The sequence below is a fragment of the Actinosynnema sp. NPDC050436 genome, from assembly GCF_040655415.1.
Taxonomy (GTDB): Bacteria; Actinomycetota; Actinomycetes; order Mycobacteriales; family Pseudonocardiaceae; genus Actinosynnema.
Genome location: NZ_JBFAJV010000023.1, coordinates 53,461 through 78,871, shown reverse-complemented (window position 1 = coordinate 78,871; position 25,411 = coordinate 53,461). Strand labels below are relative to the sequence as shown.

General features: G+C 72.1%; 26 protein-coding genes. 11 read left to right on the top strand and 15 right to left on the bottom strand.

Annotated elements, in window-relative coordinates; genetic code table 11:
• The first annotated feature begins 15 nt into the window (after positions 1–15).
• Complete coding sequence (locus AB0I60_RS35250; protein ID WP_360738016.1) at positions 16–252, top strand: winged helix-turn-helix transcriptional regulator; 237 nt, start codon at positions 16–18, stop codon at positions 250–252.
• A gap of 9 nt (positions 253–261) precedes the next feature.
• Here the strand turns inward: AB0I60_RS35250 and AB0I60_RS35245 are convergent, their stop codons facing one another.
• Positions 262–1,200: an ABC transporter permease gene (locus tag AB0I60_RS35245; protein ID WP_360737984.1), complete on the bottom strand. Its 939-nt coding sequence runs from the start codon at positions 1,198–1,200 to the stop codon at positions 262–264.
• Between the two features lie 124 nt (positions 1,201–1,324).
• A complete protein-coding gene (locus AB0I60_RS35240; protein ID WP_360737982.1) occupies positions 1,325–4,162 on the bottom strand; it encodes an alpha/beta fold hydrolase in 2,838 nt (945 codons plus the stop codon).
• A gap of 297 nt (positions 4,163–4,459) precedes the next feature.
• Here AB0I60_RS35240 and AB0I60_RS35235 point away from each other — a divergent pair, with 297 nt between their 5' ends.
• From AB0I60_RS35235 to AB0I60_RS35215, 5 genes are all read left to right on the top strand, one after another.
• Entirely contained in the window at positions 4,460–5,452 is a 993-nt protein-coding gene (locus tag AB0I60_RS35235) for a TerC family protein (RefSeq protein ID WP_360737979.1), read from the top strand.
• A gap of 259 nt (positions 5,453–5,711) precedes the next feature.
• A complete protein-coding gene (locus tag AB0I60_RS35230) occupies positions 5,712–7,631 on the top strand; it encodes a S9 family peptidase (RefSeq protein ID WP_360737977.1) in 1,920 nt (639 codons plus the stop codon).
• A gap of 158 nt (positions 7,632–7,789) precedes the next feature.
• Complete coding sequence (locus AB0I60_RS35225) at positions 7,790–8,503, top strand: Crp/Fnr family transcriptional regulator (protein ID WP_360737975.1); 714 nt, start codon at positions 7,790–7,792, stop codon at positions 8,501–8,503.
• Between the two features lie 56 nt (positions 8,504–8,559).
• Positions 8,560–9,150, top strand: coding sequence for a hypothetical protein (locus AB0I60_RS35220; protein WP_360737972.1), 591 nt, complete (start codon positions 8,560–8,562; stop codon positions 9,148–9,150).
• A gap of 81 nt (positions 9,151–9,231) precedes the next feature.
• Complete coding sequence (locus tag AB0I60_RS35215; protein WP_360737970.1) at positions 9,232–9,789, top strand: GNAT family N-acetyltransferase; 558 nt, start codon at positions 9,232–9,234, stop codon at positions 9,787–9,789.
• A 353-nt stretch (positions 9,790–10,142) separates the two neighbouring features.
• On the opposite strand, the gene AB0I60_RS35210 is transcribed toward AB0I60_RS35215, so the two are convergent.
• Positions 10,143–10,352, bottom strand: a complete 210-nt coding sequence (locus AB0I60_RS35210) for a hypothetical protein (RefSeq protein ID WP_360737968.1) — start codon at positions 10,350–10,352, stop codon at positions 10,143–10,145.
• A gap of 184 nt (positions 10,353–10,536) precedes the next feature.
• The gene (locus AB0I60_RS35205) at positions 10,537–11,607 is read right to left on the bottom strand and encodes a hypothetical protein (RefSeq protein WP_360737966.1); all 1,071 of its coding nucleotides are present in this window, start codon (positions 11,605–11,607) and stop codon (positions 10,537–10,539) included.
• Between AB0I60_RS35205 and AB0I60_RS35200 the strand changes: the two genes are divergently transcribed.
• Positions 11,606–12,304 carry an HAD hydrolase-like protein gene (locus AB0I60_RS35200; RefSeq protein ID WP_360737964.1) on the top strand — a complete coding sequence of 233 codons (699 nt, stop codon included), beginning with the start codon at positions 11,606–11,608 and terminating at the stop codon, positions 12,302–12,304. The two genes, AB0I60_RS35205 and AB0I60_RS35200, sit on opposite strands and share 2 nt — an antisense overlap.
• Positions 12,305–12,477: 173 nt before the next feature.
• On the opposite strand, the gene AB0I60_RS35195 is transcribed toward AB0I60_RS35200, so the two are convergent.
• Positions 12,478–13,134 (bottom strand): RES family NAD+ phosphorylase, encoded by a 657-nt coding sequence (locus tag AB0I60_RS35195; protein ID WP_360737962.1) that lies wholly within the window; start codon positions 13,132–13,134, stop codon positions 12,478–12,480.
• Between the two features lie 29 nt (positions 13,135–13,163).
• Positions 13,164–13,748, bottom strand: coding sequence for a DNA-binding protein (locus AB0I60_RS35190; RefSeq protein WP_360737960.1), 585 nt, complete (start codon positions 13,746–13,748; stop codon positions 13,164–13,166).
• A 190-nt stretch (positions 13,749–13,938) separates the two neighbouring features.
• Between AB0I60_RS35190 and AB0I60_RS35185 the strand changes: the two genes are divergently transcribed.
• Entirely contained in the window at positions 13,939–15,144 is a 1,206-nt protein-coding gene (locus AB0I60_RS35185; protein WP_360737958.1) for a glycosyltransferase 87 family protein, read from the top strand.
• Here AB0I60_RS35185 and AB0I60_RS35180 read toward each other — a convergent pair.
• The 3 genes from AB0I60_RS35180 to AB0I60_RS35170 all read right to left on the bottom strand — a co-directional run bounded on the left by AB0I60_RS35180 (position 15,131) and on the right by AB0I60_RS35170 (position 17,132).
• Entirely contained in the window at positions 15,131–15,958 is an 828-nt protein-coding gene (locus AB0I60_RS35180; protein ID WP_360737956.1) for a hypothetical protein, read from the bottom strand. The genes AB0I60_RS35185 and AB0I60_RS35180 overlap by 14 nt on opposite strands.
• A 162-nt stretch (positions 15,959–16,120) precedes the next feature.
• A complete protein-coding gene (locus AB0I60_RS35175; protein ID WP_360737954.1) occupies positions 16,121–16,678 on the bottom strand; it encodes a YbaB/EbfC family nucleoid-associated protein in 558 nt (185 codons plus the stop codon).
• Between the two features lie 85 nt (positions 16,679–16,763).
• Entirely contained in the window at positions 16,764–17,132 is a 369-nt protein-coding gene (locus tag AB0I60_RS35170; RefSeq protein WP_360737951.1) for an FKBP-type peptidyl-prolyl cis-trans isomerase, read from the bottom strand.
• 145 nt (positions 17,133–17,277) lie between these two features.
• Between AB0I60_RS35170 and AB0I60_RS35165 the strand changes: the two genes are divergently transcribed.
• The gene (locus tag AB0I60_RS35165) at positions 17,278–19,194 is read left to right on the top strand and encodes a beta-propeller domain-containing protein (protein ID WP_360737949.1); all 1,917 of its coding nucleotides are present in this window, start codon (positions 17,278–17,280) and stop codon (positions 19,192–19,194) included.
• Here the strand turns inward: AB0I60_RS35165 and AB0I60_RS35160 are convergent.
• The 5 genes from AB0I60_RS35160 to AB0I60_RS35140 all read right to left on the bottom strand — a co-directional run bounded on the left by AB0I60_RS35160 (position 19,187) and on the right by AB0I60_RS35140 (position 21,683).
• Positions 19,187–19,939 (bottom strand): EI24 domain-containing protein, encoded by a 753-nt coding sequence (locus AB0I60_RS35160; RefSeq protein WP_360738014.1) that lies wholly within the window; start codon positions 19,937–19,939, stop codon positions 19,187–19,189. The two genes, AB0I60_RS35165 and AB0I60_RS35160, sit on opposite strands and share 8 nt — an antisense overlap.
• Positions 19,940–20,071: 132 nt before the next feature.
• Positions 20,072–20,254, bottom strand: coding sequence for a hypothetical protein (locus AB0I60_RS35155; RefSeq protein WP_360737946.1), 183 nt, complete (start codon positions 20,252–20,254; stop codon positions 20,072–20,074).
• Positions 20,255–20,349: 95 nt separating this feature from the next.
• Positions 20,350–20,808 carry a DUF309 domain-containing protein gene (locus AB0I60_RS35150; protein ID WP_360737944.1) on the bottom strand — a complete coding sequence of 153 codons (459 nt, stop codon included), beginning with the start codon at positions 20,806–20,808 and terminating at the stop codon, positions 20,350–20,352.
• A gap of 36 nt (positions 20,809–20,844) precedes the next feature.
• Positions 20,845–21,252, bottom strand: a complete 408-nt coding sequence (locus AB0I60_RS35145; RefSeq protein ID WP_360737942.1) for a VOC family protein — start codon at positions 21,250–21,252, stop codon at positions 20,845–20,847.
• A gap of 23 nt (positions 21,253–21,275) precedes the next feature.
• The gene (locus AB0I60_RS35140) at positions 21,276–21,683 is read right to left on the bottom strand and encodes a helix-turn-helix transcriptional regulator (protein ID WP_360737940.1); all 408 of its coding nucleotides are present in this window, start codon (positions 21,681–21,683) and stop codon (positions 21,276–21,278) included.
• 32 nt (positions 21,684–21,715) lie between these two features.
• On the opposite strand from AB0I60_RS35140, the gene AB0I60_RS35135 reads away from it, so the two are divergent.
• Both AB0I60_RS35135 and AB0I60_RS35130 read left to right on the top strand, forming a co-directional pair.
• Positions 21,716–22,759 (top strand): DNA polymerase IV, encoded by a 1,044-nt coding sequence (locus AB0I60_RS35135; protein ID WP_360737938.1) that lies wholly within the window; start codon positions 21,716–21,718, stop codon positions 22,757–22,759.
• Between the two features lie 168 nt (positions 22,760–22,927).
• Positions 22,928–24,502 carry a choice-of-anchor A family protein gene (locus tag AB0I60_RS35130; RefSeq protein WP_360737935.1) on the top strand — a complete coding sequence of 525 codons (1,575 nt, stop codon included), beginning with the start codon at positions 22,928–22,930 and terminating at the stop codon, positions 24,500–24,502.
• A gap of 176 nt (positions 24,503–24,678) precedes the next feature.
• Here AB0I60_RS35130 and AB0I60_RS35125 read toward each other — a convergent pair whose 3' ends face one another.
• Positions 24,679–25,341, bottom strand: coding sequence for a trypsin-like serine protease (locus AB0I60_RS35125; RefSeq protein WP_360738011.1), 663 nt, complete (start codon positions 25,339–25,341; stop codon positions 24,679–24,681).
• Positions 25,342–25,411 lie beyond the last annotated feature (70 nt).

Below are 25,411 nucleotides of genomic sequence, written 5' to 3'. Positions count from 1 at the left end.
AGTTCCAGCCGGGAGCTGCTGGACCGGATCGCCGACAAGTGGGTCGGCCTGGTCCTGGTGGCGCCGGCGGACGGCTCCCGCCGCTACAGCGAGCTGAACCGCACCATCACCGGGGTCAGTAAGAAGATGCCGGCGCAGACCCTGCGGTCGCTGGGGCGCAGCCCGCGGCCGGTGACGGCAACGATCAAGTCGTGGGCGGAGGCGGACATCGAGCAGGTGCCGGCTCACCGGGAGCACTACGACTCCCGGTGAGCCGGCAGGTCAGCTCGTGATGTCCTTGCGGGCGAACTTGCGGGCCGCCAGCAGCGTGAAGAACGCGCCGAACGCCAGCGCCGAGAACGTCCCCCGGGCCATCTGCGACCAGTCCACGTCGGACGAGAACAGGTCGGCCCACGCCAGCGCGTAGTGCGTCGGCAGGTAGTCGCGCAGGTTCTCCAGCGCGGTGATCTGGTCGAGGATCTGCGACAGGATCGACGCCAGCACCGCGCCGCCCACGGCACCGAGCGGCGCGTCCGTGGACACCGACAGGTACAGCGCGAGCCCCGCCACCCAGAACAGGTGGACGGAGATGTAGCAGACCGCCAGCGCCACGCCGTACACGCCGGACCCGAACGACGCCGCCTCGCCGGTCGGGCTGACCGCCTCGCCCGCGCCGTACCAGAGCACGCCGACGCCCAGCGCCACGGCGGGCAGCAGGACCAGCGCGAACAGCGAGAGCAGGCCGGAGGCCAGCGCCTTGCGGCGCAGCAGCCGGTGCCGGGGCACCGGAGCCGCGAGCAGGTACTTCAGGCTCGACCAGGACGCCTCGGACGCGATCGTGTCGCCGAAGAACAGCGCGACGATCATCGGCAGCAGGAAGCTGCCGCTGACGAACAGCGTCAGGATCACGAAGTTGACGCCGCTGGCCGTGGCGAGGTCGACGAACCCGCCGGACCTGCGGTTCGGCGAGGACTGCCCCAGCTCGAACGCCACCACCAGGATGAACGGCAGCAGCACCAGGAACCCCAGCACGAGCTGGGTCCGCCTGCGCCGCAGCTGCCGGATCAGCTCGACCCGGATCGGCAGCGTCCGACCGGCCCGGTAGCCGACCTTGGAGCCGTCCGCCGCGACCTCCGGGTGCTCCTGCGCGGCGGCGTCGGTGAGGTCGGAGATCGCCGACGGATCGGTGTGCACGCCGCCGCCGTCGCCGGTGGCCTTCATGCGCCCGCCCCCTTCCGGTGTCGGGGTGCGGCCGGGCGGGCCGGCCGGTGGGTGGTCGTGACCGGGACCGCCGGTCCGGGGTGGTGCGCCGGCGTGCCGCGCCGGGCCGGGTGGGCAGGTGCGGTCATTCGCCCACCAGCTCCAGGAACGCGTCCTCCAGGCGGCGGCGCGGACCGGCCTGGTCCACCGCCACGCCGGCGGCCACGAGGGCTTGCAGCGCCTCGGCGCGCGGGGTGCCGTTGAGGCCGGCGTGCACCTGCTCGCCGTCCACCGACACGCTCTGCACGCCGGCCAGGCCGCGCAGCACCTCGGCGGCCTGCTCGGGCCGGTCGACCCGGAAGCTGGCCTCGCCGCCGCCCGTGGCGATCTCCTCGACCGGGCCGGCCGCGACCAGGGTGCCCTTGTGCATCACCACGACGTGGCTGCACGTCTGCTCGACCTCGGCGAGCAGGTGCGAGGACACCAGCACGGTGCGCCCGGCCGCCGCGTACCGCCGCAGCACCTCGCGCATCTGGTGGATCTGGGGCGGGTCGAGCCCGTTGGTCGGCTCGTCGAGCACGAGCAGGTCCGGCAGGCCGAGCATGGCCTGCGCGATCGCCAGCCGCTGCCTCATGCCCTGGCTGTAGGTGCGCACCCGGCGGTGCACCGCGTCGCCCAGGCCCGCGATCTCCAGGGCCTCGTCGAAGTGCGCCTGCTCGACCGGCCGGCCGGTGGCCGCCCAGTACAGGTGCAGGTTGGCCCGGCCCGACAGGTGCGGCAGGAAGCCGGAGCCCTCGACGAACGACCCGATCCGGGACAGCACCGGGGCACCCGGGACGATCCGGTGGCCGAACACCCTGATCTCGCCCTCGGTGGGCTGGATCAGGCCCATCAGCATCCGCAGCGTGGTGGTCTTGCCCGCGCCGTTCGGGCCGAGCAGGCCGAGCACCTGGCCGTGCTCCACCCGGAACGACAGGTCCCGCACGGCCGTCAGGCCGCCGGGGTAGGACTTGGTCAGGCCGGAGATCACCAGCGGCACGCCGGACAGCTCCGGGTCGACGTCGGCGGTCAGCCTGCGCCGGAACCACGCCACCACGCCCGCCAGCGCGCACACGATGAGCACGATCCCGATGCCCCACAGCGCGGTCGTCGGGACCTCGCTGGTCGCGTTCACGCCCGGCACCACCGGCACCGAGAGGTCCGGCGCGGCCAGGCCGACCCGGTAGGCCGCCGGCTCGTTCGCGTTCTGGTACGCCTGGTCCGTCGTGGACACCACGAGCTGGAGGCGGTGCCCGCTCTCCACCGGGCGCACCGCGCCGGGCAGCGCCACGGTCACGTCGACCGGGCTGCCGTCGGCGGGCAGGTCCCGCACCCGGATCGGCGCGACGGCCGAGCCGGGCAGGGTGCGCACGCCGTTCGAGTCCGCGTCGTAGAGCTTGGCGAACAGCACCGCGCCCTCCGGAGGCACCGGCTGGCCGGGCACCGCCGAGACCCGCAGCCGCACGGTGGACGCGCCGGTCAGCAGCACCTGCGAGGTGAGCGGCTCGGAGTTGAACACGGCGGCCTGGCCAGGCAGGTCGACCGACAGCCGCGAGGCTATCGAGCTGGACCGGGACAGCGCCGAGCCCAGGCCGGGCAGGTTGCTCACCGCCGCCGGGTTGCCGCCCGCCGGGTTGACCACGGTCTGGTCGCGGCCGGTCAGCGCGACGGCGCGGCGGTCGATCGGGCCCGCGCCGGGCAGGCCCGGGTAGTGCGGCGCGACGACCGTGCGCAGCGACGGGGTGCCGCTGCTGCGGAACGCGCCGACCACGGTGTACTCGAAGCTCACGCCCGGGTCGGCGCCCCTGCCCTCCAGGTGGAACGCCATCCAGTCGGCGATCTGCGAGCGCAGCTCGGGGCCCGGCGAGCCGCCGTCGTGGCCGCCGGAGTACCAGACGACCTTGACCTTCGCGCCGTTCGCGGCGATCTGGCGGGCGTTCGCGTCGGCCTGGTCGAGGCCGAACAGGGTGTCCTGCTCGCCCTGCACGATCATCGTGGGCTGGGTGATCCGGTTGGTCACCGTCGCGGGGGACGAGCGGCGCAGCAGCTCCAGCGTCCGCTCGCTCGCCCGGCCGGTGGTCGCCACGTCGGTGTAGGCGGCGCACACGTCGGCCTGGAACCGGCCGCACGCCCCGGTGACCGGACCGGTCGGGCGGGTGCCGCCCGGCTGGTCCGCGGACGTGTCCGGCACGCCGGTCTCGGTGCGCTGCCCCGGCTCCTGCGCCTCCTGGCCGGGGCTGGCCAGGTCGCCGCCGGACAGGCCGGCGGAGAAGAAGATGCCCGCCCAGGACCGCTTGAACACGCCGTCCTCGCCGAACGCGCCGGGCGAGGGCGAGGCGGTGTCGACCGAGTCGGCGCGCGCCGAGTTCGGCAGCAGCGCCTGGCCGAGGTCGTTGAACGTGATCACCGGGGCGATGGTGTCCACCCGGCGGTCCACGCCGGCCAGCGAGAGCGCCAGCGCGCCGCCGTAGGACCCGCCGGTCACGCCGACCTTGGGGTCGCCCGCCGCGTCGGTGCGCACCTCCTCGCGGGTGGCCAGCCAGTCGAGCAGCTTCTGCGCGTCGCGGACCTCGTGGTCCAGCGAGTTCAGCGCGATCTGGCCGGAGCTGCGGCCGAAGCCGCGCGCCGAGTAGGTCAGCACCACGAACCCGCGCTGGGCCAGCTCGGTCGCCTGGGTGGTCACGCTGTCCTTGCTGCCGCCGAAGCCGTGCGGCAGCAGCACGGCGGGCGCGGGCGTGCGCTCGGGCAGGTACAGCGTGGTGTCGAGCTGGATCGTCCGATCGCTGCCGGGGCTTTCCGGCACGTCGATCAGCGCGTCGCGGTGGGCCACCGGAGGCGGTTCGCCGCCCGACCGCGTCCAGACCACGACGGCGCCCACCAGGGCGACGAGCACGACCAGCGCGGGGAGCGACCACCTGCCGCGGAGGCGGGAGGGGAGGGCCACCTTGTTGACCTTAGGCGGAACGCCGCCTCGAGGCCGGTTTTGCTGAGAACACGTCGTCGCTGGGGTCGGTCGTTCTCAGCGTGGAGCGCCACGGGCGGGTGGGTCCGATCACCACGACTGGCGCGAACCGGCGGTCATGCGTGAGACTGTCCCCAGCTTGGAGGGGAGTACTCCCTGAGCGGCGGTGTCGTCAGCACGGAGCCCAGCGTCGGGGTCCCGGTGCCGCCGGTCGGTTCTCGAACCGACGGAGGAGACCTCCGGTCATTGGCGTGCGCGCGATGTACCGGAGGTGTTTCGATGGCTGTTCCCGCGTGGTTGTGGATCGCGACGATCGCAGGTCTGCTCGTCCTGCTTGCGATCGACCTGTTCATCGTCGACCGCAAACCGCATGAGGTCACCATCGGCGAAGCCGGTCGGTGGGTGACGTTCTACGTCGCGGTCGCGGTCGCGTTCGGCTTGGGCATCTGGTATTTCTACGACGGCACGTACGCGGGCGAGTTCTTCGCCGGGTACATCACCGAGTACTCGCTCAGCGTGGACAACCTGTTCATCTTCCTGATCATCATGACCACCTTCAAGGTGCCGGCGATCCACCAGCACAAGGTGCTGCTGGTCGGCATCGTGATGGCGCTGATCATGCGCGGCATCTTCATCGCGGTCGGCGCGGCGGTGATCGCCAAGTTCAGCTGGGTGTTCTACCTCTTCGGCGCGTTCCTCATCTACACCGGCTACAAGCTGGCGCGGACGGACCACAACGAGGAGGAAGAGGACTACAAGGAGAACGCGGCGCTGCGGTTCGTGCGCAAGGTGTTCCCGGTCGCCGACCGGTACCACGACTCGAAGTCGTTCGTGAAGATCGACGGCAAGCGGTTCGTGACGCCGATGTTCATCGTGATGGTGGCGATCGGCACCACGGACCTGCTGTTCGCGCTCGACTCGATCCCGGCGATCTTCGGCCTGACCAAGGAGCCGTTCCTGGTCTTCACCGCCAACGCGTTCGCGCTGATGGGCCTGCGCCAGCTGTACTTCCTGCTCGGCGGCCTGCTGAACAAGCTGGTGTACCTGTCGATCGGCCTGTCGGTGATCCTCGGCTTCATCGGCGTGAAGCTGATCCTGGAGGCGCTGCACACGAACTCGCTGTCGTTCCTCAACGGGGGCGAGCCGCTGCCGGTGCCGACCATCGGGATCGAGCTGTCGCTCTCGGTGATCGTGGGTGTGCTGGTGATTACCACCATCGCGTCGCTGATCAAGGTGAAGCGCAACCCGGAAGCGGCCAAGGTCGTGAAGTGACGATTGCTCCTATTCGCGGCGACGGGTGATCGCGAGGTCGCTCCCCGTGTGTGCGGACGGCCGGTTCTCCTTCGGGGGACCGGCCGTTCCGCGTGTTCGGGATCGGCCGTTCCGGTCGTTGCGGTGGGAGTTCCGGCGGAAGGCCGGCGGTTTTCGGCGTCGGGTGATCGAATGGTGGCGCAGAGTCGTTCCGGAGGAACTGTGAGCGTCAAAATTCTCGTGAGCCTTGCTAACGAGTTCTGCGGTACCGTCCTGAATCGTGCGCCCCGATGACTTGCAGTCGCTGACCCTGCCCGGCTCCGTGTCGGTTCGAGGGGACCTCGTCCTGGTCAACGTCCAGACCCCGGACCTCACCGCGAACGGCTATCGCGGCGGGCTCAGCGCCGTGGCGCTCGACGGCGGCGGCGCCCGGCCCTGGACGTGGGCGGAGCGCGACCAGGCCCCCCGCATCTCGCCGGACGGGCAGTGGGTCGCGTTCCTGCGCGTCGCAGAGAAGGGCACCGCGCCGCAGTTGCACGTCATGTCCACCCGGGGCGGCGAGGCGCGCAAGCTCACCGACCTCAAGCTGGGCGCGGGCGTGCCGGTGTGGTCGCCCGACTCCACCCGGCTCGCGTTCACCGCGCGCGTGCCCGAGCCCGGCCGGTACGGCACCACCGCCGTCGAGGGCGAGGAGCCGCCGGCACCGGACGCCGAGGCGGCCCGGCACATCCTGCGGCTGGACTACCGGTTCGACGACATCGGCTTCACCACCGACCGAGCGCCCCGGCTGTTCACCGTCGACCTGGACGACTCCGCGCCGGTCGCGCTGACCGACGGCGCCTTCACCGTGTCCGACCCGACGTGGACGGCCGACGGCACGGCGCTCGTCTTCGTCGCCGACCGCGACCTGGGCGCGGTGGAAACCCTGAACACCGACCTGTACTCGGTGCCCGCCGCCGGCGGCGAGCCGGTGCTGCTGCTCCAGTCGCGCGGGCAGGCGGCGGCCCCGGTGGCCTGCGCGGACGGCCTGGTCTTCTACGGGACCGAGTTCACCGGCGTGCACAGCGTCGCCCGCAACACCAGCCTCTGGCGGTACTCCGGCGGGTCGCTGACCCGGTTGACGGACGTGGAGACGGTCGACTGCGAGAAGCTCGCCGGCCCGCCCGTGGTGGTCGGCGACGCGGCCCTGGTCGCGGTGCGCAACCGGGGCGCGGTCGAGCTGCGGCGGGTGCCGCTGGACGGCTTCGAGTGGACCCTGTCCGAACTGGAGCTGCTGGCCGGCGACCGGGCCGAGGTGAAGTCGTTCGCCGCCGACGGTGACGTCGTGGTGGCCGTGGTGTCGTGGACCGACAACACCGGCGAGGTGGTGAGGGTCGGCGGTGCCGGGACCAGTGGTGGCGAGGCGGTGCTCACGTCGTTCGGCGGGGCGTTGCCGTTGCGGCCGGCGGTCGAGCTGACCGGGTCGGCGTCGGACGGGTACCCGGTGCACGGGTGGCTGGTGCTGCCCGAGGGCGAAGGACCGCACCCGGTGGTGCTGGCGGTGCACGGCGGGCCGTTCATGTACCACGGGTGGGGCTTCTGGGACGAGGCCCAGGTGTACGCGCGGGCCGGCTACGCCGTGGTGCTGCCCAACCCGCGCGGGTCGGCCGGCTACGGGCAGGCGCACGGCCAGGCCGTGATCGGCGCGTTCGGCACCGTCGACGTGGACGACGTGCTGTCGGTGCTCGACGTGGCGCTGGAGCGCCCGGACCTGGACGCGGACCGCGTCGGGGTGATGGGCGGGTCCTACGGCGGCTTCATGACGTCGTGGCTGGCCGCGCACCACGGTGAGCGGTTCCGGGCCGCGTGGAGCGAGCGCGCGGTCAACGCGTGGGACTCGTTCTCCGGGTCGTCGGACATCGGCTGGTTCTTCACCGACGCGTACTGCGGCCCCGGCCTGGAGGCGCAGCGGGCGATGTCGCCGCTGACGTACGCGGAGAAGGTGTCGCTGCCGTTCATGGTGGTGCACTCCGAGCACGACTGGCGCTGCCCGCTGGAGCAGGCGCAGCGGATGTTCGTGGCGCTGCGGCGCAACGGGGTCGAGGCGGAGATGCTGCTGTTCCCGGGTGAGGGGCACGAGCTGACCCGGTCGGGCAAGCCCCGGCACCGCAAGCAGCGGTTCGACGCGGTGCTCGAGTGGTGGGGGCGGCACCTGTCCTGAAGCACGCGGGGTCGGGTTCCGGGTCGAGGCGGGGTCGCTCGCCGGGCGTCGGGCGTTAGCCGGGCGCGGTGAAGTTGGGCGGATCGGGTTCAGCCTCGGCGAACGGGTGGTCGGGACGGCGGATCGCGGGACACTGGTGACCTGCGAGGAGGTCGTCCATGACCGTGATCCCGACACCCCGCGCCGGCAGGTGGCCCGCGGGGACCTTCCTGGACCTGCTGCCCCCCGAGAGCCAGGGCGCGCTGCTGGAGCTGGGCGTGCCCAAGGCGATGCGGCGCGGCGAGGTGATGCTGCGCGAAGCGGAGGAGTCCGACCACGTCGTGCTGCTGGTGCGGGCGGTGGTGAAGGCGACCGTCACGCTGGAGAACGGCCGGGTCGCGCTGCTGAGCATCAAGGTCGGCGGCGACGTCGTCGGCGAGATGGCCGCGCTGACCGGCGAACCGCGCTCGGCGACCGTGACGGTGTGCAGTGACGCGCACGTCCGGGTGATCTCGTCCGTGTCGTTCCAGGAGTACCTGGGCCGCTTCCCCGAGGCGAACCTGGCCCTCACCCGGATGATCATGCAGACGCTGCGGTGGGCGGACAAGCGGCGGATCGACTTCAACGGCTACCCGGCGTCCGTCCGGCTCGCGCGGGTGCTCGAAGAGCTGGCCGACGGGTACGGGCGGGTCGTGCCGGAGGGCGTGACGATCGACCTCGGCCTCACCCAGCGCGAGCTCGGCGCGCTCGTCGGCGCGGAGGAGGACACCGCGCGCAAGGAACTCCGCTCGCTGCGCAACCGGGGCGTCATACGGATGGGGTACCGGACCATCACGATCGTGGACCGCGAGGTGTTGAGCAGTATCGCGTACGACTGGTCGGAAACCCGGTGATACCGCTAGTTGTTCCGCGACGGCGGGTCGATGCTGTGCGAGTGATGCTGGACACCGTGACACCACTCGACGGACTGGTCTACCGGCTCGTGGTCGCCGTGGACGTCGAGGGCTACAGCAAGCTCGACGCACTGGACCAGTCGCTGGTGCAGTCGAGACTGGGCGAGGTGCTGGACGTAGCCGCCCACGACGCCGGACTGGACCGTTCCCAGTGGTACCGCCAGCTGCGCGGTGACGGGGAACTGGCCGTGCTGCCCGCCGATGCGGACACGGCCTGGGTGATCGCCCACTTCACCGAGGGCGTGGCACGGGCGCTGCGCGAGCTGAGGCGGGCGGGGACCCCCCTGCGGATCAGGCTCGCCATGCACTGCGGCACGCTCACCGCCGGCCGCTTCGGCCTGGTCGGGCAGGCCCCGATCGTCACCTGCCGGCTGCTCGACGCGCGGGTCGTGCGGCGCGCGCTGGCCGAGGGGGACAGCGACCTGGTGCTGGTCATCTCCGAGCGCCTGTTCGAGGACGTGGTGCGCACGCGGTTCCACGAACTGGACCCGTCGCGGTTCCACCCGAGCCGGTTCTCGGCCAAGGGCGCGAGCTACGCGGGGTACGTGTGCGCGGGAGCGCCGAGGGCACTGCCGGAGCTGGTGTAGAGCGGGGTGGGCCGTGTGCCGGTTCGTTCCGGCTTGGTGGAAAGCTAGCGAACCGGACAGCCGGTGCGGCACGCTCACCGGATGCAGTGGACCGTGCGGACCGGTCGGCCCGACGACGCGCCCGAGATCGCCAGGATCAACGTCGATGCCTGGCAGCACTCGTACCGAGGCATCGTGGACGACCCGGTGCTGGACCGGATGCTGCCGGAGAGCCGGCTGCCCGCCTGGTCCCGGGTGCTGTCCCTGCCCGACCCGAGCCGCGTGTTCGTCGCGGTGGGCGACGACGGGCGGATCGGCGCTTACTGCTCGGTGGACGCGGTCCGCGAGTCGAAGGACGCCCACCCCGACCTGCACACGGGCGAGCTGGTCGCCATCTACGCGGACCCGCGCTACCGGGGAACGGGCGCGGGCCACGTGGTGCACGAGGCCGGGGTCAGGTACCTGCTGGACCAGGGGTTCCGGTACGCGGTCCTGTGGGTCTTCCAGGACAACGCCCGCAGCCGCGAGTTCTACGAAGCCCACGGCTGGCGACACGACGGCCTGGTGCACCGCTACGAATTGGGCGAACAGGAACTCCCGGAGGTCCGCTACGCCCGCTTCCTGTCCGCCCCACGCAGAAGGGCTGCGGTCAGCCGTTGAGCGCGGCGGGTTTGTCGGTGGGCGGTGGGATAAGTGTTGTTCCAGTAGTGAGGGGAAAGCTGAAAAGCGGCGCTCGCCGCTGGGCAAACCGCCGGGGAAGAAGTGCGGTCCGTCGTGTTCTCCGTATGGCCTGCGCTGCGCCGGGCGCGTCGAGGAGGGCGTCCTCGTGATCAACCTCGTGGTCGAGCCGCTGTGGCCGGTCGTCGTGGAGGCCCTGCCGGGTTGGTGCGCTCCACGTAGTCCGATCGGAGGCCCGCCAGAAGTGCTGCCCTGGTGAACCTTGTGGCGTCGAGCGTGACGCTGAAGTCGCCCATTGGCGTGCCTCATCCAGCGGGATCTGCCCTGACCTGGAATCAGCGGGTTGTGGCACGGGCGGCCGTGGCGCTGAGAGCCCACCGGGCTTCGGAGATCAGTTTCTCCAGGGCTCGGCGGGTGAAGGTCAGTTCGAGCGCTCCGCCGGCGAACGTGAACTCGACTTCTCCTGCGACGACATCGCACTCAATCGAACTGTTCGACTCGATGCGGGCATGGGAAGCGACGCTTGTTCCGGTACGGGTGATCACGGTTCGTCCTTCGTGGAGTTCGGTGAAGAATCTGTTCAGGCCGAAAGTCCGAGCAGTCGTGAGACGAGGACGAATGCGCCGTCCTCGATGATCTCGTTGCGCACTCGGAGGAAAAGGCGCGCGCCCGGTGGGAAAATGCTGACGGCGGCACCTGCAGGTCGGACACATCGTCTCCGATGGCTCATCACACGGATTCGCAGATCGGGCCTGCCGTGCGCATGTTCTGACCTTTCGCCCCACGCTCGTCCGGGTTGGACGGGCACGCGGCAACGGTAAGCCTGCTACCGGTGAGTAGTCCGAGCCCGTGGCTCGGGTTGTCCCCGGGTGCTGGAATCAGAGCGGAACTCCGACACGTGTGGCCAGGCGTGCGGCTTCGGTGGCGACTATCCGACGTCCGCGATGCACGAGCGCGTTGAGGAGCCGGTGCGCGGCCGGACGGTGATTCAGGTCTTCGGGTGCTTCGCGCTCGGTCGCCGCCAGCATGACGAGGGCGCTCGCGGCGTTGTTCGTAGCCCTTGGCCTGGTCGAGCAGGAAGGCGACGCGGCGTTCGATGGAGCGGGAATGGTGGTGGTCGATCTGCTCGGCCAGCCGTAGACCCTCTGCGGCGGAACCGGTTTCGACAGCCACCGACACAGCGAACATCTTGACGTTGGTCGGCCCGAAGGCGGTCCAACACGTGTTGCGTTCTCCGGTTCGTCGGGCCAACGGTTCGACGGACCGCACGCGATCCTGGGCGGTCCACCGTTCCCCTCGGCGGGCGGCGGCTATCGCGGCCACGAGCGTGAGCGAACCGTGAAGGGCCAAGGCGTCGAGGTCGTCGCGGTCGATCTCGGGTCGCAACTCCCGGACGGCGTGCAGGGCGACGGTTTCCGCCCCTTCGGCCTGGCCGCCGGACAAGAGCACTTGAGCCAGGTTCCACCGGGCTGCGGCCAGCCGTAGCGGATCATCGGCCGCCTCTGCTGCCCGCAGCGCACGATCAGCGGCGAGGAGCGACAAGTCCACACGTTCGACCCGCTTGGCAACTGTGCGCACGAGGCCGTAGAGGTCCGCCGCACAGCGATCGGCCGCACGGCAAGCGGCACCGCTGTCGCCCCGACGCTCCCGAACAGCCCGTTCGACGTCGATGACGAGGCTGGGCAGTGTTGCGCATAGCGCGGTGTAGCGCGTGGGTGACGTCTGCCAGGTCTGCCAGGCATTCTGCACCGCTCGTGCGAGACGAGGTTCGTCGATCGGTTCGGACAGACTGGTGGTCATGATCACGCCTCGGGTGCTCGTGCTCTGGGACATCGACCACACCCTTCTGGAATCACGCGGAATGGGGCGCGAGATGTACGAGCGCGCAGTGCCTCTCGCGTTCGACCGGCCGTTCGTGCGACTCGCCGACGTGAGCGGGCGGACAGAGTCGGACATCATCGCGGAAACCCTCGTCCTTCACGAAATGAAGCCCACCGCCGAGCATGTGGGCCGACTGGCTCAAGCCTTGACCATGAGCTATGAGGCGGGTCGCAAAGAACTGGCAGGCAGAGGACGAGTGCTGCCAGGCGCGCGGGAGGCACTGACCTCGCTCGCCGAAGAACCGGCTTTGCGCCAAGGTGTGCTGACCGGCAACCTCCGGGCGATAGCGCGCGTGAAATTGATGGCGTTCGCCTTGGACCAGTACGTCGACCTCGAATCCAGCGCCTACGGCGACGATCACCGGGACAGGGCGGAATTGGTCCACATCGCGCGAGCACGGGCTTCTGGACGCGCCGGAATCGAGTTCGACGGACCACGCACCGTGCTGATCGGCGACACGCCGCGAGACGTCGAAGCGGCACGCGCGGCGGGCGCACGGGTGATCGGAGTCGCCAGCGGGCAGAGCAACATGGACGAACTGCGGAGAGCCGGAGCCGACCACGTGCTGGCAGATCTGCGCGACCTGCCCGCCCTGAGGCGACTCCTGCTCGCCTGACCTCCGACGTGTCGAACAGTATCCGCCCGACCGCGCCGAGCTTCCGAGCATCTACCGGACAGACCCGGCGCAGGAACTCGAATCGTTCTTCCCGCAGGTGACATCCGGAAACCGAATATCGGCAACCCTACGGGGAGAACACGACCCTGCGGGGGGCGTTGCTGGTCTTTTGGTCAGCCGAGAAGGGTGTAGTTCAGTTCTTCGCAGGCCCTTGCCAGGGGGAGGTCCAGGCCCGGGTGTTCCAGGGGCAGCAGGACGTCCGGGGCTGGGGGCAGGCCCGTTGCGCCCGGTGGGTCCCACAGGCAGACCGCTGGCTCTCCCGAGTCCATCGACGAGCGGTACCAGAGGCCGTCCAGTTCCGGGTAGGCGGCTCTGATCGCCCTGGCCCACTGCTGGGTCAGGTGTTTCGGGCCGGCGCTGATCTCCTGGGACGCGCCCACCCTCGTCGGCCACAGGCCCGCCAGGTCCAGCAGGCGCAGGGTCCGGCGGGGGCGCAGGACCACCAGGAACGGGCTTCGGGTTCGGCGGTCGACCACCGACGTCTGCTGGTAGACCTCGGCGAGGCTCGTGCGCACGGTCAGGCCGAAGTAGAGGACGCCCTGGTCGTGGGCGTGGGTCGGGGCCCCGTCGGGGGACGGGGGTTGGGTGTCGAACCGCGCGTGCGGGAGCGGGCCGGTGTAGCGGAAGCTGTTCCAGCGCTGGGGGTGCAGGCCCTTGGCCGTGAAGATCCTCACGAGCCTGGTCGCGCGGTGCACGGCCACCACGTCCTCGGTGCGTCGCAGGGTGGCCTGGAGCACGGCAGGAGCGGGCGGCTGGGGGAGCCGGGACATTCGGATCCTGTCGGTGAGGCGGTGAGTGGCTAGGCCGGCGTGCCCAGTTGGGTGGCCAGGTCCGCCACTCGGCGGGGGTCGCCGCCGGCCAGCAGCCAGTCCCTCGGCGACAGGCGCTCGTTCTCGACCAGGAGGTCCTCCTGCTCGGAGGTCATGAACCCGGCCACGACCAGCGCCGGCTGGTCGGTCGGGACGGCCGCGAGGACCGCTTCCAGGCCGGGCAGGACGCCGTGGCCCGCGAACTGCCACGCGGGCAGCCGCCACGCGCCCCGGTCCTTCCAGCCGACCAGCCTGCCCACGCCCAGGCGGTGGCGGATGCGGCTGGTGTCGACGCCCAGTTGGCGGGCCGCCTCGGCGACCGTCATGGCGGAGTCGCGCAGCACGGCGTGGGCCACGATCGTGCGCGCGCGGGGCTGGTCGTCCTCGATGCGGTGCGGGGTGAGGTCCAGGCCGGCTTCGGTGAGGGCCTCGCGCTGGTCCGGGGTGAAGTAGCCGGACGGGTCGGGGTGGGGTGGGGCGAGTCGCTTGGCCGCGTCTGCGACGAGTGACAGGAACTCGTCGGGGGTGACTTGCAGACCTGCCTTGGCCAAGACCGCCTCCAGCGCGGGACTCATGCGCACAGGGTATCCCGAGCGTGCGCTCTTGTGCGCAGAGTTGCCCCGAATGTCCCAACCAGGGGACGCTGCGCAGTCATCCGTTGACCCTGCGTAGGCAAGAATGTCGGTGGCACGGTGACCTGGCCCTCATCCGGCCCCTCGTTACGATGCCGGTCGCACCTGATCGGGGGCGGGTTAGGGGAGAAGCGTGACTACTGCGGCGGCCTCCGGTCCGGTCCGGCTCGATGCTCGCGGGCGGTGGGTGGTGGCCGCCTGGGCGCTCGCCATGGTCGCCAACGTCGTCTACGTGGCCCTCCGGCCGCTGGGCTGGTCGTTGGACCTGCGCGTGTACCGCGCTGGCGGCGAGGCGTGGCTGGGCGGCTTCCCGGTCTACGTCGACGGGTTCGCGGTGCCGATCGGCGGGCCCGACCTGCCGTTCACCTACCCGCCGATCGCGGTGCTGCTGTTCGCGCTGGTGGCGCTCGTGCCGCTGCCGGTGGCGATCGTCGGCATCGCCGCCGTCAACGTGCTGTCGCTGTCGGCCCTCTGCGTGGTCGCCGCCGTCCGGGTGCACGGCCGGGGCGCGCGTGCCCTGGTGTGGGGCCTCGGTGTCGCGGCGGTGGTGTCGGTGTTCGACCCGATGCGCGAGACGCTGTGGTTCGGGCAGATCAACCTGATCCTCGCGGTGCTGGTGATCGTGGACTGCCTGCTGCCGCGCCGGTACGTGCCGCGCGGCGCGCTGATCGGGCTGGCGGCGGCGATCAAGCTGACCCCGGCCGTGTTCGCGCTGTACTTCGTGGCTCGCCGGGAGTGGCGGCCGGTGCTGACCGCGATCGGCTCGTTCCTGGTCTTCGGCGTCATCGGGTTCCTGGTCATGCCGTCGGACGCCCAGCGGTACTGGCTGCACGCGCTGCCGGACGCGGGCCGGGTCGGGCGGCTGACCTACGCGAGCAACCAGTCGGTGCGCGGGGCGCTGGCCCGGCTGGGCCTGTCCGACGGCGGGCAGCTCGTGGCCTGGGTGGTGGTGAGCCTGCTCGTGGTGGGGCTGGCCTGGTTCGTGGCGGCGCGGTTCTCCCGCGCCGGGGACGACCTGACGGCGTTCCTCGCGGTCGCCGTGGGCGGGCTGCTGATCTCGCCGGTCTCGTGGGGCCACCACTGGGTGTGGATCGGGCCGGGGCTGGTGCTGCTGGGCGCGGCCCGTCGCACCGGCCTGCGCTCCCGGGTGGCGGCGGCACTGGTGGTGGCCGTGTTCGCCGTGGGGCCGCACTGGTTGTTCCCCAGGGACAACGACGTCGAGCGGGACTGGGCGTGGTGGCAGCAGGTCGTCGGCAACGCCTACGTGTGGTGCGGCCTGGCGGTCCTGGTCGGGTGGGCGTGGGTGGCGCGGCGGGCGGCCCCCGTCACGCGCCCGTGATCAGCGCGACCGCGCGGTCCCGGGTGGCCTCGTCCACCTCGGCGGGCCGGAACTCGCGGTCGCGGATGTGCCGCACCAGCGCCGGTTCCGGCGGTAGGCCGTGCTTGCGCAGGTAGTGCGGCACCGCGCCGGCCCAGATCCAGGTGCCGTCGGTGCGGAAGTTCAGCGGCACGTCCTGCTCGCCGGGCGCGAACTCGTCCACGTCCAGGTTCCGGGCGGCCAGCACGACCGGGGCGGCCTCCAGGTAGGCCAGCAGGGCGTCGCGCAGCTGCGCGTCCACGGCCGGGCGGTGCACCACCGGGCGGCCGGCCTCGTCGCGGCCGTCGTACACGTGCGCGGTGCGCAGCTCGCCCGGTGCCACCGGCTCGACGCGGGGCGGCAGGCCGACCCGCTGCCGCAGCCAGTCCGGGATGCGCTCGTCGGCGCGGGGGAACGTGCGCAGCTCGTCCTGGAAGCCGATCAGCGGCGGCGGGTTGCGCCAGCGCGGCTCGTCCTCGGCGTTGAAGTCCACGGCGAACGCGGCGGGCGCCTCCAGCTCGTACACCGCGCTGAGCCACGTGCCGCGCTCCGAGGTGTACATGCCCGCCCGCAACTGGCCGAACAGCTGCACGACGTCCATCGGGGGCCGGACCTGCCGCCACTGCCCGTCCGGGCCGGTGAACGCGAGGTCGACCTCGATGTGCCTGCCCGCCGCGCGGTACTCGGCGCGCACCCGCTGCCACCCCGCCGGGAACGCCGGCAGCATGGCCCGGCCGATCCGCCGGACCAGCTGCTGCTGCTCCTGCTCGGACAGCGGTGAGGCTGGCTGGCTCATGCGTCGAACACCCCTTCGGATCCCCCCGGCAAGTGCGCTGATCTTAACGGCCGGCGGATGCGGGCGTCGGGCGGTCCGCCGAGGTCAGCATCCGGTTGCGGGGACGGGGTCGCCGCCGGGGCCGACGTCCTGCGCGACGTCGGCCGGTCGGGGGTCGCCCGCTCAGGACAGGAACGACTGGCCGTCGAAGTCGTCGTCGTCGCGCGGGCCGCGCGACGGTGGCCGGCGGGTCGGCGGAGCCGGGGGCGGTGGGGGCGCGGTGGGCGGCCGGCGGTGCCGGGCGGACGAGGGCGGCTCGTCGTCGATGCCGAAGCTCAGCTCGCGGTTCACCGGCGGCGGCACGTCCTCGGCCGGCGGGGGCGGGAAGTTCTTCCGCGCCTCGCCGAACAGCACGTTGGCCGTCTCGTCCTGGGTGCCGATCGTCTCCGCCATGGCCTGCTGGAGCAGCTCGGGGATGCGCGACTGGGCGCGTTGCAGGGTCCGCATCACCTCGGCGGAGACCTCGGCCATCCGCTTGGTGGAAGCCTGCTCGGCGATCTCCAGCGCGGTGAGGATGCCGTTCGACCCGATGGTCAGCCGCACCAGGCCGTCCTTGGACGTCTCGGTGATCGACTGGCCCTGCACCAGCTCGGCCATCTCCTGGTAGCGCTGGGCCTTCTGCTCGATGTCCGCCTGCCACTGCGCGAGCATCCGCTCGGACCCGCCGATGTCCTCGGGCACGGCAGCTCCCCCCTGGTCGTCGTTGTCGTTGCGCTGACGCGGTGGCGCGCGGCCCGGTTCCGGGCGGAACCGGGCCGCTGCCGGGTTAGTCCACGCCCAGCAGGTCCACCACGAAGATCAGCGTCTCGCCGGGCTTGATGACGCCGCCCGAGCCCCGGTCGCCGTAGCCCAGGCTCGCCGGGATGACCAGCTTGCGCCGGCCGCCCACCTTCATGCCGGCGACGCCCCGGTCCCAGCCCGCGATGACCCGGCCGCCGCCGAGGGGGAACGAGAACGCCTCGCCCCGGTCCCACGAGGCGTCGAACTGCTTGCCGGTGGAGTGCGCGACGCCGACGTAGTGCACGTGCACGAGCTGACCCGGGGTGGCCTCGGGGCCGTGGCCGACGGTGATGTCCTCGATCAGCAGGTCGGCGGGCGCCGGACCGTCGTGCGGTTCGACCACGGGCTTGGTCATGAGCGGTCTCCTCGTGAATCTGGTGTGGTGCGTTCGGGTGTGTGGCCCGCGCCGAGTCAATCACGTCGGCCGGGCGGGGCCGGTGCCGGCTGCCGTCGTCGGGCGGGCGTGCAACGCGCGGGGCGGGCGCTTCCGTCCTGGTGGCATGACGGGATGGACGTGGGGTAGGCGGGCGGCGCTGCTCGGCGGGGCGGCCCTGGTGGCGGTGGTGGCCGCGGCGTCGGCGGTGCCGGCGGTGTTCGACGTCCGGTCGTCCACGCCGGTGGACGCCGTGCCGGTCGAGCTCGTCGCGTACGACACGTGCGACGCGGCGCTGGGCGAGCTGCGCGCGGCGATGGCCCCGCACGTCGGCGCCTACGGGCTGGCCGGGTCGCGGAACTTCGGTGTGCTGGAGATGGACAGCCGGGCGGCGGGCGTGCCCAAGAGCACCGCCGACAAGGCCGCGCCCGAGCACTCCACCACGAACGTGCAGGAGGCCGGGGTCGACGAACCGGACCTGGTCAAGACCGACGGCCGGCGGATCGTCACCGTCGTGGACGGCAAGCTGCGCGTGGTCGACGTCGCCTCGCGCGCGCTGACCGGCACGCTCGACCTGCCGGCCGGGTTCGGCACGCACCTGCTGCTGCGGGGCGACCGGGCGCTGGTCGTCGCCGGGTCCGCGATGGCGACCGACAGCGGGTTCGCGCCCGGCAAGATCGCACCCGAGGGCGTCACGGTCACCATGGTCGACCTCGCCGCCGCGCCGAAGGTGGTCGGCTCGCTCGCGCTGGACGCCCGCTACCTCGACGCCCGGCAGGTCGGCGACGTGGTGCGGGTCGTCGTCGCCTCCTCGCCGCGGCTGCCGTGGGTCTACCCGCAGGAGGGGCGCACCGAGGCGGAGTCGTTGCTGCGCAACAAGGAGGTCGTCGCCACCGCGCCGATCGGGGCGTGGCTGCCGGAGTACGAGCTGACCGCCGGCGACGGGTCGCGCACGAAGGGCCCGCTGGTCGCGTGCGAGCGGGTCAAGCACCCCGCGCAGCACTCGGCCACCTCCCTGCTCTCGGTGCTGACCTTCGACTTCCCCGGCGACCTGGGCACCGGGGACGCGGTCTCGGTCGTCGCCGACGGCGACACCGTGTACAGCACGGAGAAGTCGCTCTACATCGCCGACGACCACCACCTGGTGCCGAACCAGAACCGGATGCCCGCGCCGCCCACGACGACGGCAATCCACCAGTTCGACATCTCCCGCCCCGGCCCGCCGCAGCACGTCGCGTCCGGCAAGGTCGCCGGGTCGCCGCTCAACCAGTACGCGCTGTCCGAGCACGACGGCCACCTGCGGGTGGCGACCACGGCGTTCGACGCGCCCGGCATCCCGGAGCAGCCGCCCGCGTCGCAGAGCGCGGTGACCGTCCTCAAGCGGGTGGGCACCGAGCTGGTCGAGGTCGGCCGGGTCGACGGGCTGGGTGTCGGCGAGCGGATCTACAGCGTGCGGTTCGTCGGCCCGGTCGGGTACGTGGTGACGTTCCGGCAGACCGACCCGCTCTACACCCTCGACCTGTCCGACCCGGCCACGCCGCGCAAGGTCGGCGAGCTGAAGATCAACGGCTACTCCGCCTACCTGCACCCGGCGGGCGACGGGAAGCTGATCGGCGTCGGCCAGGACGCCACCGACCAGGGCCGCGTCCAGGGCACCCAGGTGTCGCTGTTCGACGTCCGCGACGCCGCCGCACCGACCCGCGTCGCCAGTCACCACGTGCCCGGCGGGACCTCCGAGGTCGAGTACGACCCGCACGCGTTCCTGCACTGGCCGCAGCGCGACCTGCTGGTGCTGCCGGTCGTGTCGTACCCGGCGGAGGGCAGGCCGACGGACGAGGCGTCCGGCGGTGTGCTGGTGCTCCGCTTGCGGGACAACACCTTCACGTCGCTGGGCACGGTGCGGCACGCGTCCGGGCAGGGCTTCGACCCCGGGGTGCGGCGGGCGCTCGTGGTGGGCGACGACCTGTGGACGGTGTCGGCCGGCGGGTTGCAGGCGACCCGGATCGACGGGCTCGCTCAGCAGGCGTGGGTGCCGTTCACCTGATCTGGTCGTTGAGCAGGCGGTGCGCGAGGACCGTGCCGCCTGCCATCGCCGCCGGGAACACGACCAGCGCGGCCAGCGGCACGAGGCACAGCAGGTAGGTCGGCACGGCGAAGCCGAGCGTCACCGCGCGGCGCTTGCGCAGCACCCGGCGGCGCACGTCCAGCTTGAGCCCGCGCCGGGTGAACGGGATGCCGGTCAGCTCGATGCCGAGCAGGGTGGCGTTCACGCAGACCGCGACGACGGGCACGACGGTCTGCCCGACGACGGGGATGAACCCGGCCAGGAACAGGGGGATCGCGCACAGCACGGCCAAGCCGACCAGCAGCACCCCGTCCCGCAGGCCGACGCCCGCCGAGCGCGCCCAGCTCACCCGCTGAGCCTCGGGGACGCCGCCCAGCTCCTCGTCCTCGATGGTCTCGGCGATGTGCTCGTAGAACGGGCCGCCGATGATGAGCGTGATGGCGGAGAACAGCAGCAGGCCCACCGCGATGTACGCGCCGAGGATCGACAGCCCGGCGGCGAACCGGGTGGCGGTGCGCAGGGTCTCGTTCCAGTCGTCGGCGAACGGCGTGGCCCACGCGGCGATGTCGTTGATCCACACGCCGAGCGCGACCAGGCTGCCGATCAGCAGCACGCTGGTGATCAGCGCCGGCACCGCGCCGATCAGCAGCAGCTTGGGCGAGCGGAACACCAGCCCGAAACCCTTGGCCAGCAAACCGACACCGGTGGAGAAGTCGCGCAGCACCCTGATCACCGCCGGAGCATATCCGCCGGGTGGGTGCGGTCGGGACGATTCGGGCGCGGCGGGCGTCCGGGACGGGCTCCACCCCGGACCTCCGGGGGACGGGTGTCCGGGGTGGAGTGGTCGGGACGCCGGTTACCGGCGGCGGCGGAACGAGAACGAGCGCGCGCCCGTGCCGACGCCCGCGAGGTGCAGCGCCACGCACAGCAGACCGGCCACGAGCAGCGTCCCGCCGTCGATGACGGAACCCAGCGAGACGTTGGCCAGGTCGAGCAGGAGGGCGAGCCCGAAGATGACCGCGGCGATGATCGCGAACACAGGAGCCTCCTAGGGGTTAGGTGTCCTGTCGATACCCCGTGGTAATAGGCCCGAAGCAGGCATTCGGCCCAATTCCGCGTGCCGCGCGGCGGCGGTCAGGACGGGCTCGTGCCGCCGACCAGGCGGGGTGGCGCGGGGGTGGCGGTCCGGGCCCAGTCGACCAGGCCGCCGACGTCCACGCCGTGCGGCGGTTCGGCGCGGAACGGCTCGATGGAGCGCGCGCCCCGGTCGAGCAGGGCGCGCGCGCCCTTGGCGTTGCCCCGTGCCAGGTGGGTCAGGCCGACCGCGAGCTGGGCCAGGCCCCGCCACAGCTCGCGCTCCGCCTCGGGTGCGGACTTCCAGGCGTCTTCCAGCACCTCGTGCGCGTGGAACGGCTTGCCGTCGTCCAGCAGGCGCTGCGCCTCGACCAGCGACTCGTCGGGCGGGCGCGGCACGCCCTCGGGTTGGCGCTCCACGCCCGGAGCGCCGTACGGCAGGGGGCGGCCCAGGCCGTCGCGCGGGCGCGCGTTGCGGGCCCGGCCGTTCTCGTCCCGATCGCGGGGGCTGCCTTCCACGACCTCGATCGTGTCACGGAAGGCAGCCCGCCCGCATCACGCCCGCTTGGAGGAGAACCGGATCTGGTTGCCCGACGGGTCGCGGAACGCGCAGTCGCGCGCGCCGTAGAACTGGTCGATCGGCTCCTGGACGACCTCCGCGCCGGTCGCCCGGATCCGCTCGAACGTGCCGTCCAGGTCGTCCACCTGGAAGATCACGCTGTCCAGCGCGCCCTTGGCCATCAGCGACCGGACGACCTCGGCGTCCTGCGGGGAGCGGCCCATCTCCGGCGCGCACAGCACCAGCTCGACGTCGGGCTGCGACGGCGGGCCGACGCTGAGCCAGCGCCAGGAGTCGAACGGCGCGTCGTCGCGCACCTCCAGGCCGAGGACGTCCCGGTAGAAGGCCAGCGCCGCGTCCTGGTCGTGCACGTGGATGAAGGTGTGGGAGAACTTGATGCTCATGACCGGAAAGCTATCGCCGCTGGTCAGCCTCGCGCTTCTCGAACTCTGCTCGGTCTGGACGCGGTCCTCGCCCAGCACGCGGGCACCCCGGCGGTCGCCGAGTGGTCCCGCGCCCGGTAGGCGCTCGGGGTCTCGCCGACCAGCTCGGTGAACCGGGTGCTGAACGAGCCGAGCGAGGTGCAGCCGACCGCGATGCAGACCTCGGTGACGCTCAGGTCGCCGCGTCGCAGCAGCGCCTTGGCCCGTTCGACGCGGCGGGTCATCAGGTAGTTGTAGGGGGTCTCGCCGTACGCGGCCTTGAACTGGCGCGCGAAGTGCGACACCGACATCAGCGCGGCGCGGGCCATCGTCGGCACGTCCAGCGGGCGGGCGTACTCGCGGTCCATGAAGTCTCGGGCCCGGCGCAGGTGGCCGAGTTCCTCCGGGGTCACGCGCCCAGCATTTCACGCACATACTGGTGGACGTGTCCGAACAGGACTGGGTGCTGCACGTGGACCTCGACCAGTTCATCGCGGCGGTCGAGGTCGCGCGGCGGCCCGAGCTGCGGGGCAGACCGGTGGTCGTCGGCGGGAACGGCGACCCGACGGAGCGCGCCGTGGTGGCGACCGCGTCCTACGAGGCCCGCGCGTTCGGCGTGCACTCGGGGATGCCGTTGAAGGTCGCCGTGAAGAAGTGCCCGGACGCGGTGTTCCTGCCGTCCGACGCCCCCGCGTACGAGGCGGTGTCGGCGCGGGTGATGGACGTGCTGCGGGAGCTGCCCGTCGTGGTCGAGGTGATCGGCTGGGACGAGGCGTTCCTCGGCGCGCGCACCGACGACCCGGAGGCGCTGGCCGCCCTGGTCCGGGCCCGGGTCGAGGAGGAGACCGGGTTGAGCTGCTCGGTCGGGGTCGGGGACAACAAGCTGCGCGCCAAGATCGCCACCGGCTTCGCCAAACCGGCCGGCGTCTACCGGCTGACGAGCGAGAACTGGGTGCGGGTGATGGCCGAGCGGCCGGTGGTGGCGCTGTGGGGGATCGGCGGCCGGACCTCGGCCAAGCTCGCCGAGCTGGGCGTGCGCACCGTGGCCGACCTGGGTCGCGCCGACCCGGACGTGCTGGCCCGGCGGTTCGGCCCGGCCACCGGGCCGCACCTGCGCGCGCTGGGGCTGGGCGCGGGCGACGCGGCGGTGAGCGCGACGCCGTGGGTGGCGCGCTCGCGGTCCCGCGAGACGACGTTCCAGCAGGACCTGGAGAACCCGGCGGACGTCCGGGAGCAGGTGCTGGTGCTCGCGCGCCGGGTGGCGGGCGACGTGCGGGCGGAGGGCCGGCTCGCGCTGCGCGTGGCGGTCAAGGTCCGGTTCGTCCCGTTCTTCACCCTCACCCGCAGCGTCACGCTGCCCGAGCCGACCGACGACGCCGGGGCGATCGAGCGCGGTGCGCTGGCCGCGCTGGAGAAGGTCGAGCTGACCCGCGCGGTGCGGCTGCTCGGCGTGCGGGCGGAGTTCGGCGCACCGCCGGAGGGTGCCTGAGCTGCGGGCGAGCAGCCGTGCGAGGGGTCGGTCCGGGACGCGTCCGGACCGACGTGCTGCGGGCTGTGATCTGCGTTTCACCCGGTCGAGCGGTTGTCCTTACCCCTGTGGGCTACCCCGGCCGATCTCGTCGCGCGGTATCGGAGCGGTGCACAGAGCATCGTGCGCATGTCCCGCACGCGTGCTCACCTTCTCGGCGTCCTCGGCGCGGTGGCCCTGGTCACCGCAGTCGGCCTGCAGGGGATCGGCTCGGCCGACCCGCTCCCCGGCGGGCTCGGCCCGTGCCTCGGGCCGCAGTGCCCCGACAAGCACCCGGCGGTGAACAACGGCGACTTCGCGGGCCGCGACGAGGGCATCAACATCTTCGTCGGCGGGGACATGCTGGTCCGCAACGGCGCGGTCGAGGCGGAGGGCCTGGTCGTCGTGGGCGGCGGGTTCGACCAGAACAAGGCGGCCGGCGGCTCGCCCATCTACAACATCGGCATCGTCGGCGTCGGCTCGCGGGTGCCGCCGCCGGACGGCTCGGACTTCCTGGTCACCGGCGGCGGGGTGTCCGTCGCGGCCGGCCAGCGGCTGGTCGGCGAGGGCGGCGTCGTGCACCACGCGGGCGCGCTCACCGGCACGGTCGTCGGCGACACGAACGCCGACGCGAACGCTTTCGCCCCGTACTCCAACCTGTCGACGCAGCTCACCACCGCCAGCCAGTGCTACAAGACCGCCGCCGCGACCGGCACCGCCGTGAACCAGGGCTACCAGACCCTGTTCACCGGCGACGGTACGTCCGCGCTCCAGGTCTTCAACGTCGACTTCGACGTGGCCGCCGCGAACGGCGGCGCGCAGGGCATCGCGTTCGAGGGCATCCCTGCAGGCGCGACGGTGCTGGTCAACATGCTCGGCGCGAACCGGAGGGTCGTCACCTACACCGGCGAGCTGGTGGACGGCGGCCCGGTCAACGCCCTGCGCGAGCGTCTGCTGTGGAACTTCCCGGACGCGACGACGGCGGGCATCAACGGCAGCGCCCAGTTCCAGGGCAGCGTGCTGGTGGGCAACCCGGCGAGCATGACCTCGGTGACCGTGCCGGGCCTCAACGGCCGGTTCTTCTCGGCGGGCTCCCTGACGCACGGCGGCGAGGGCACGGCCGGCCAGGAGTTCCACGCGTACCCGTTCAACGGCGACCTGCCGAGCTGCGACCAGCCGACCACCACCACCACCACGACCACGACGACCACCACGACCACTACGACCACGACCACGACCACGACGACGACGACGACGACGGAACCGACCACAACCACGACGGAGCCGACGACCACCACGACAGAGCCGACGACCACCACGACCGAACCGACCACGACCACGACCACGACCACGACCACGACCACGACCACGACGACTACGACCGAGCCGACGACCACCACGACGACGACGGAACCGACCACGACGACCACCACGACGACGACCACGCTCGGGCCGACGACGTCATCCGGCACGTCGTCCACCACGTCGTCGTCCACCACGTCGTCGTCGACCACGTCGTCATTCGCCCCGTCGACCACCACGTCGTCGGGTGGACCGGCGACGACCACCGCGCCCGTCGCGACCACCACCGATGTGGTCGACGGCGGTGGGGACGACCTTGCGCAGACGGGCGCGAACGTCGGGTGGGTGGTAATGGTCGGCGGTCTGCTGGTGGCGGGCGGCACGGCGGTGCTGGCGCTGGTGGCGCGCAGGCGACGGAGCTGACCTGACGACGAAGGCCCACGGCCCGGATCGCGCCGGGCCGTGGGCCTTCAGGTGTCCGAGGACCCCGGACCGGTGTCCCGGCCCGGGAGTCCTGCTCCGTGCTCTGCCGTGAGGAGCCCGTCCGCGCGGCCGGGTTCGCCGTCGCGGTCGCGCGGACGGGCCGTCCGGTGGGGGGATCAGACCCCGGCGACGGACTGGATCCAGGAGCGGTACCGGGTCACGTTGGTGTACGCGGTGGTGGTCTGCCGGTCGCTCGTGGAGGCCACGCCGATCTGCTGGCCGTTGTACATCATCGGGCCGCCGGAGTCACCGCCGGCCGTGATGCCGTTGCCCCGGCGGGCGCACACCGCGGTGCCGCCGTAGGCGTCGGTGCAGGAGCCGGACACGGTCACGTTGGCGACCTTCAGGCGCTGCGACTGGCAGTTGATCTCCGAGCCGCACCGGGAGGTGGCGCCCCAGCCGTAGACCTGCACCGAGGTGCCGGCGCCGGGCGAGGACGCGGCGAGCCGCGCGTACGTCGCGGACACCGACTTGTCGAGCTTGACCAGCGCGAGGTCGGACGAGTGGGTGACCGTCTGGATGCCGTTGGCCATGGTGCCGCCGCTGGTCTGGTCCAGGCTGCCGATCCGGAAGGACAGGCCGCCACCGCTGACGCAGTGCTTGGCGGTCAGGATCCAGGTGGGGGCGATGATGGTGGCCGAGCAGGTCTGCCGGCCGTTGGAGAACAGGCGAGCCGCCCACGGGGCGCTCGTCGCGTAGCCACCGCCGATGATGTACGGGGTGACGCCGCCGTCCGAGGTGGCCGGGGTGGCCGACGCGGACGGGATGACGGTCAGCAACGAGAGGGCAGCGGCTGCGATCGCAGGGATCAACCTGGAGATGCGCAAGGTTCCTCGATTCCGAAAGACA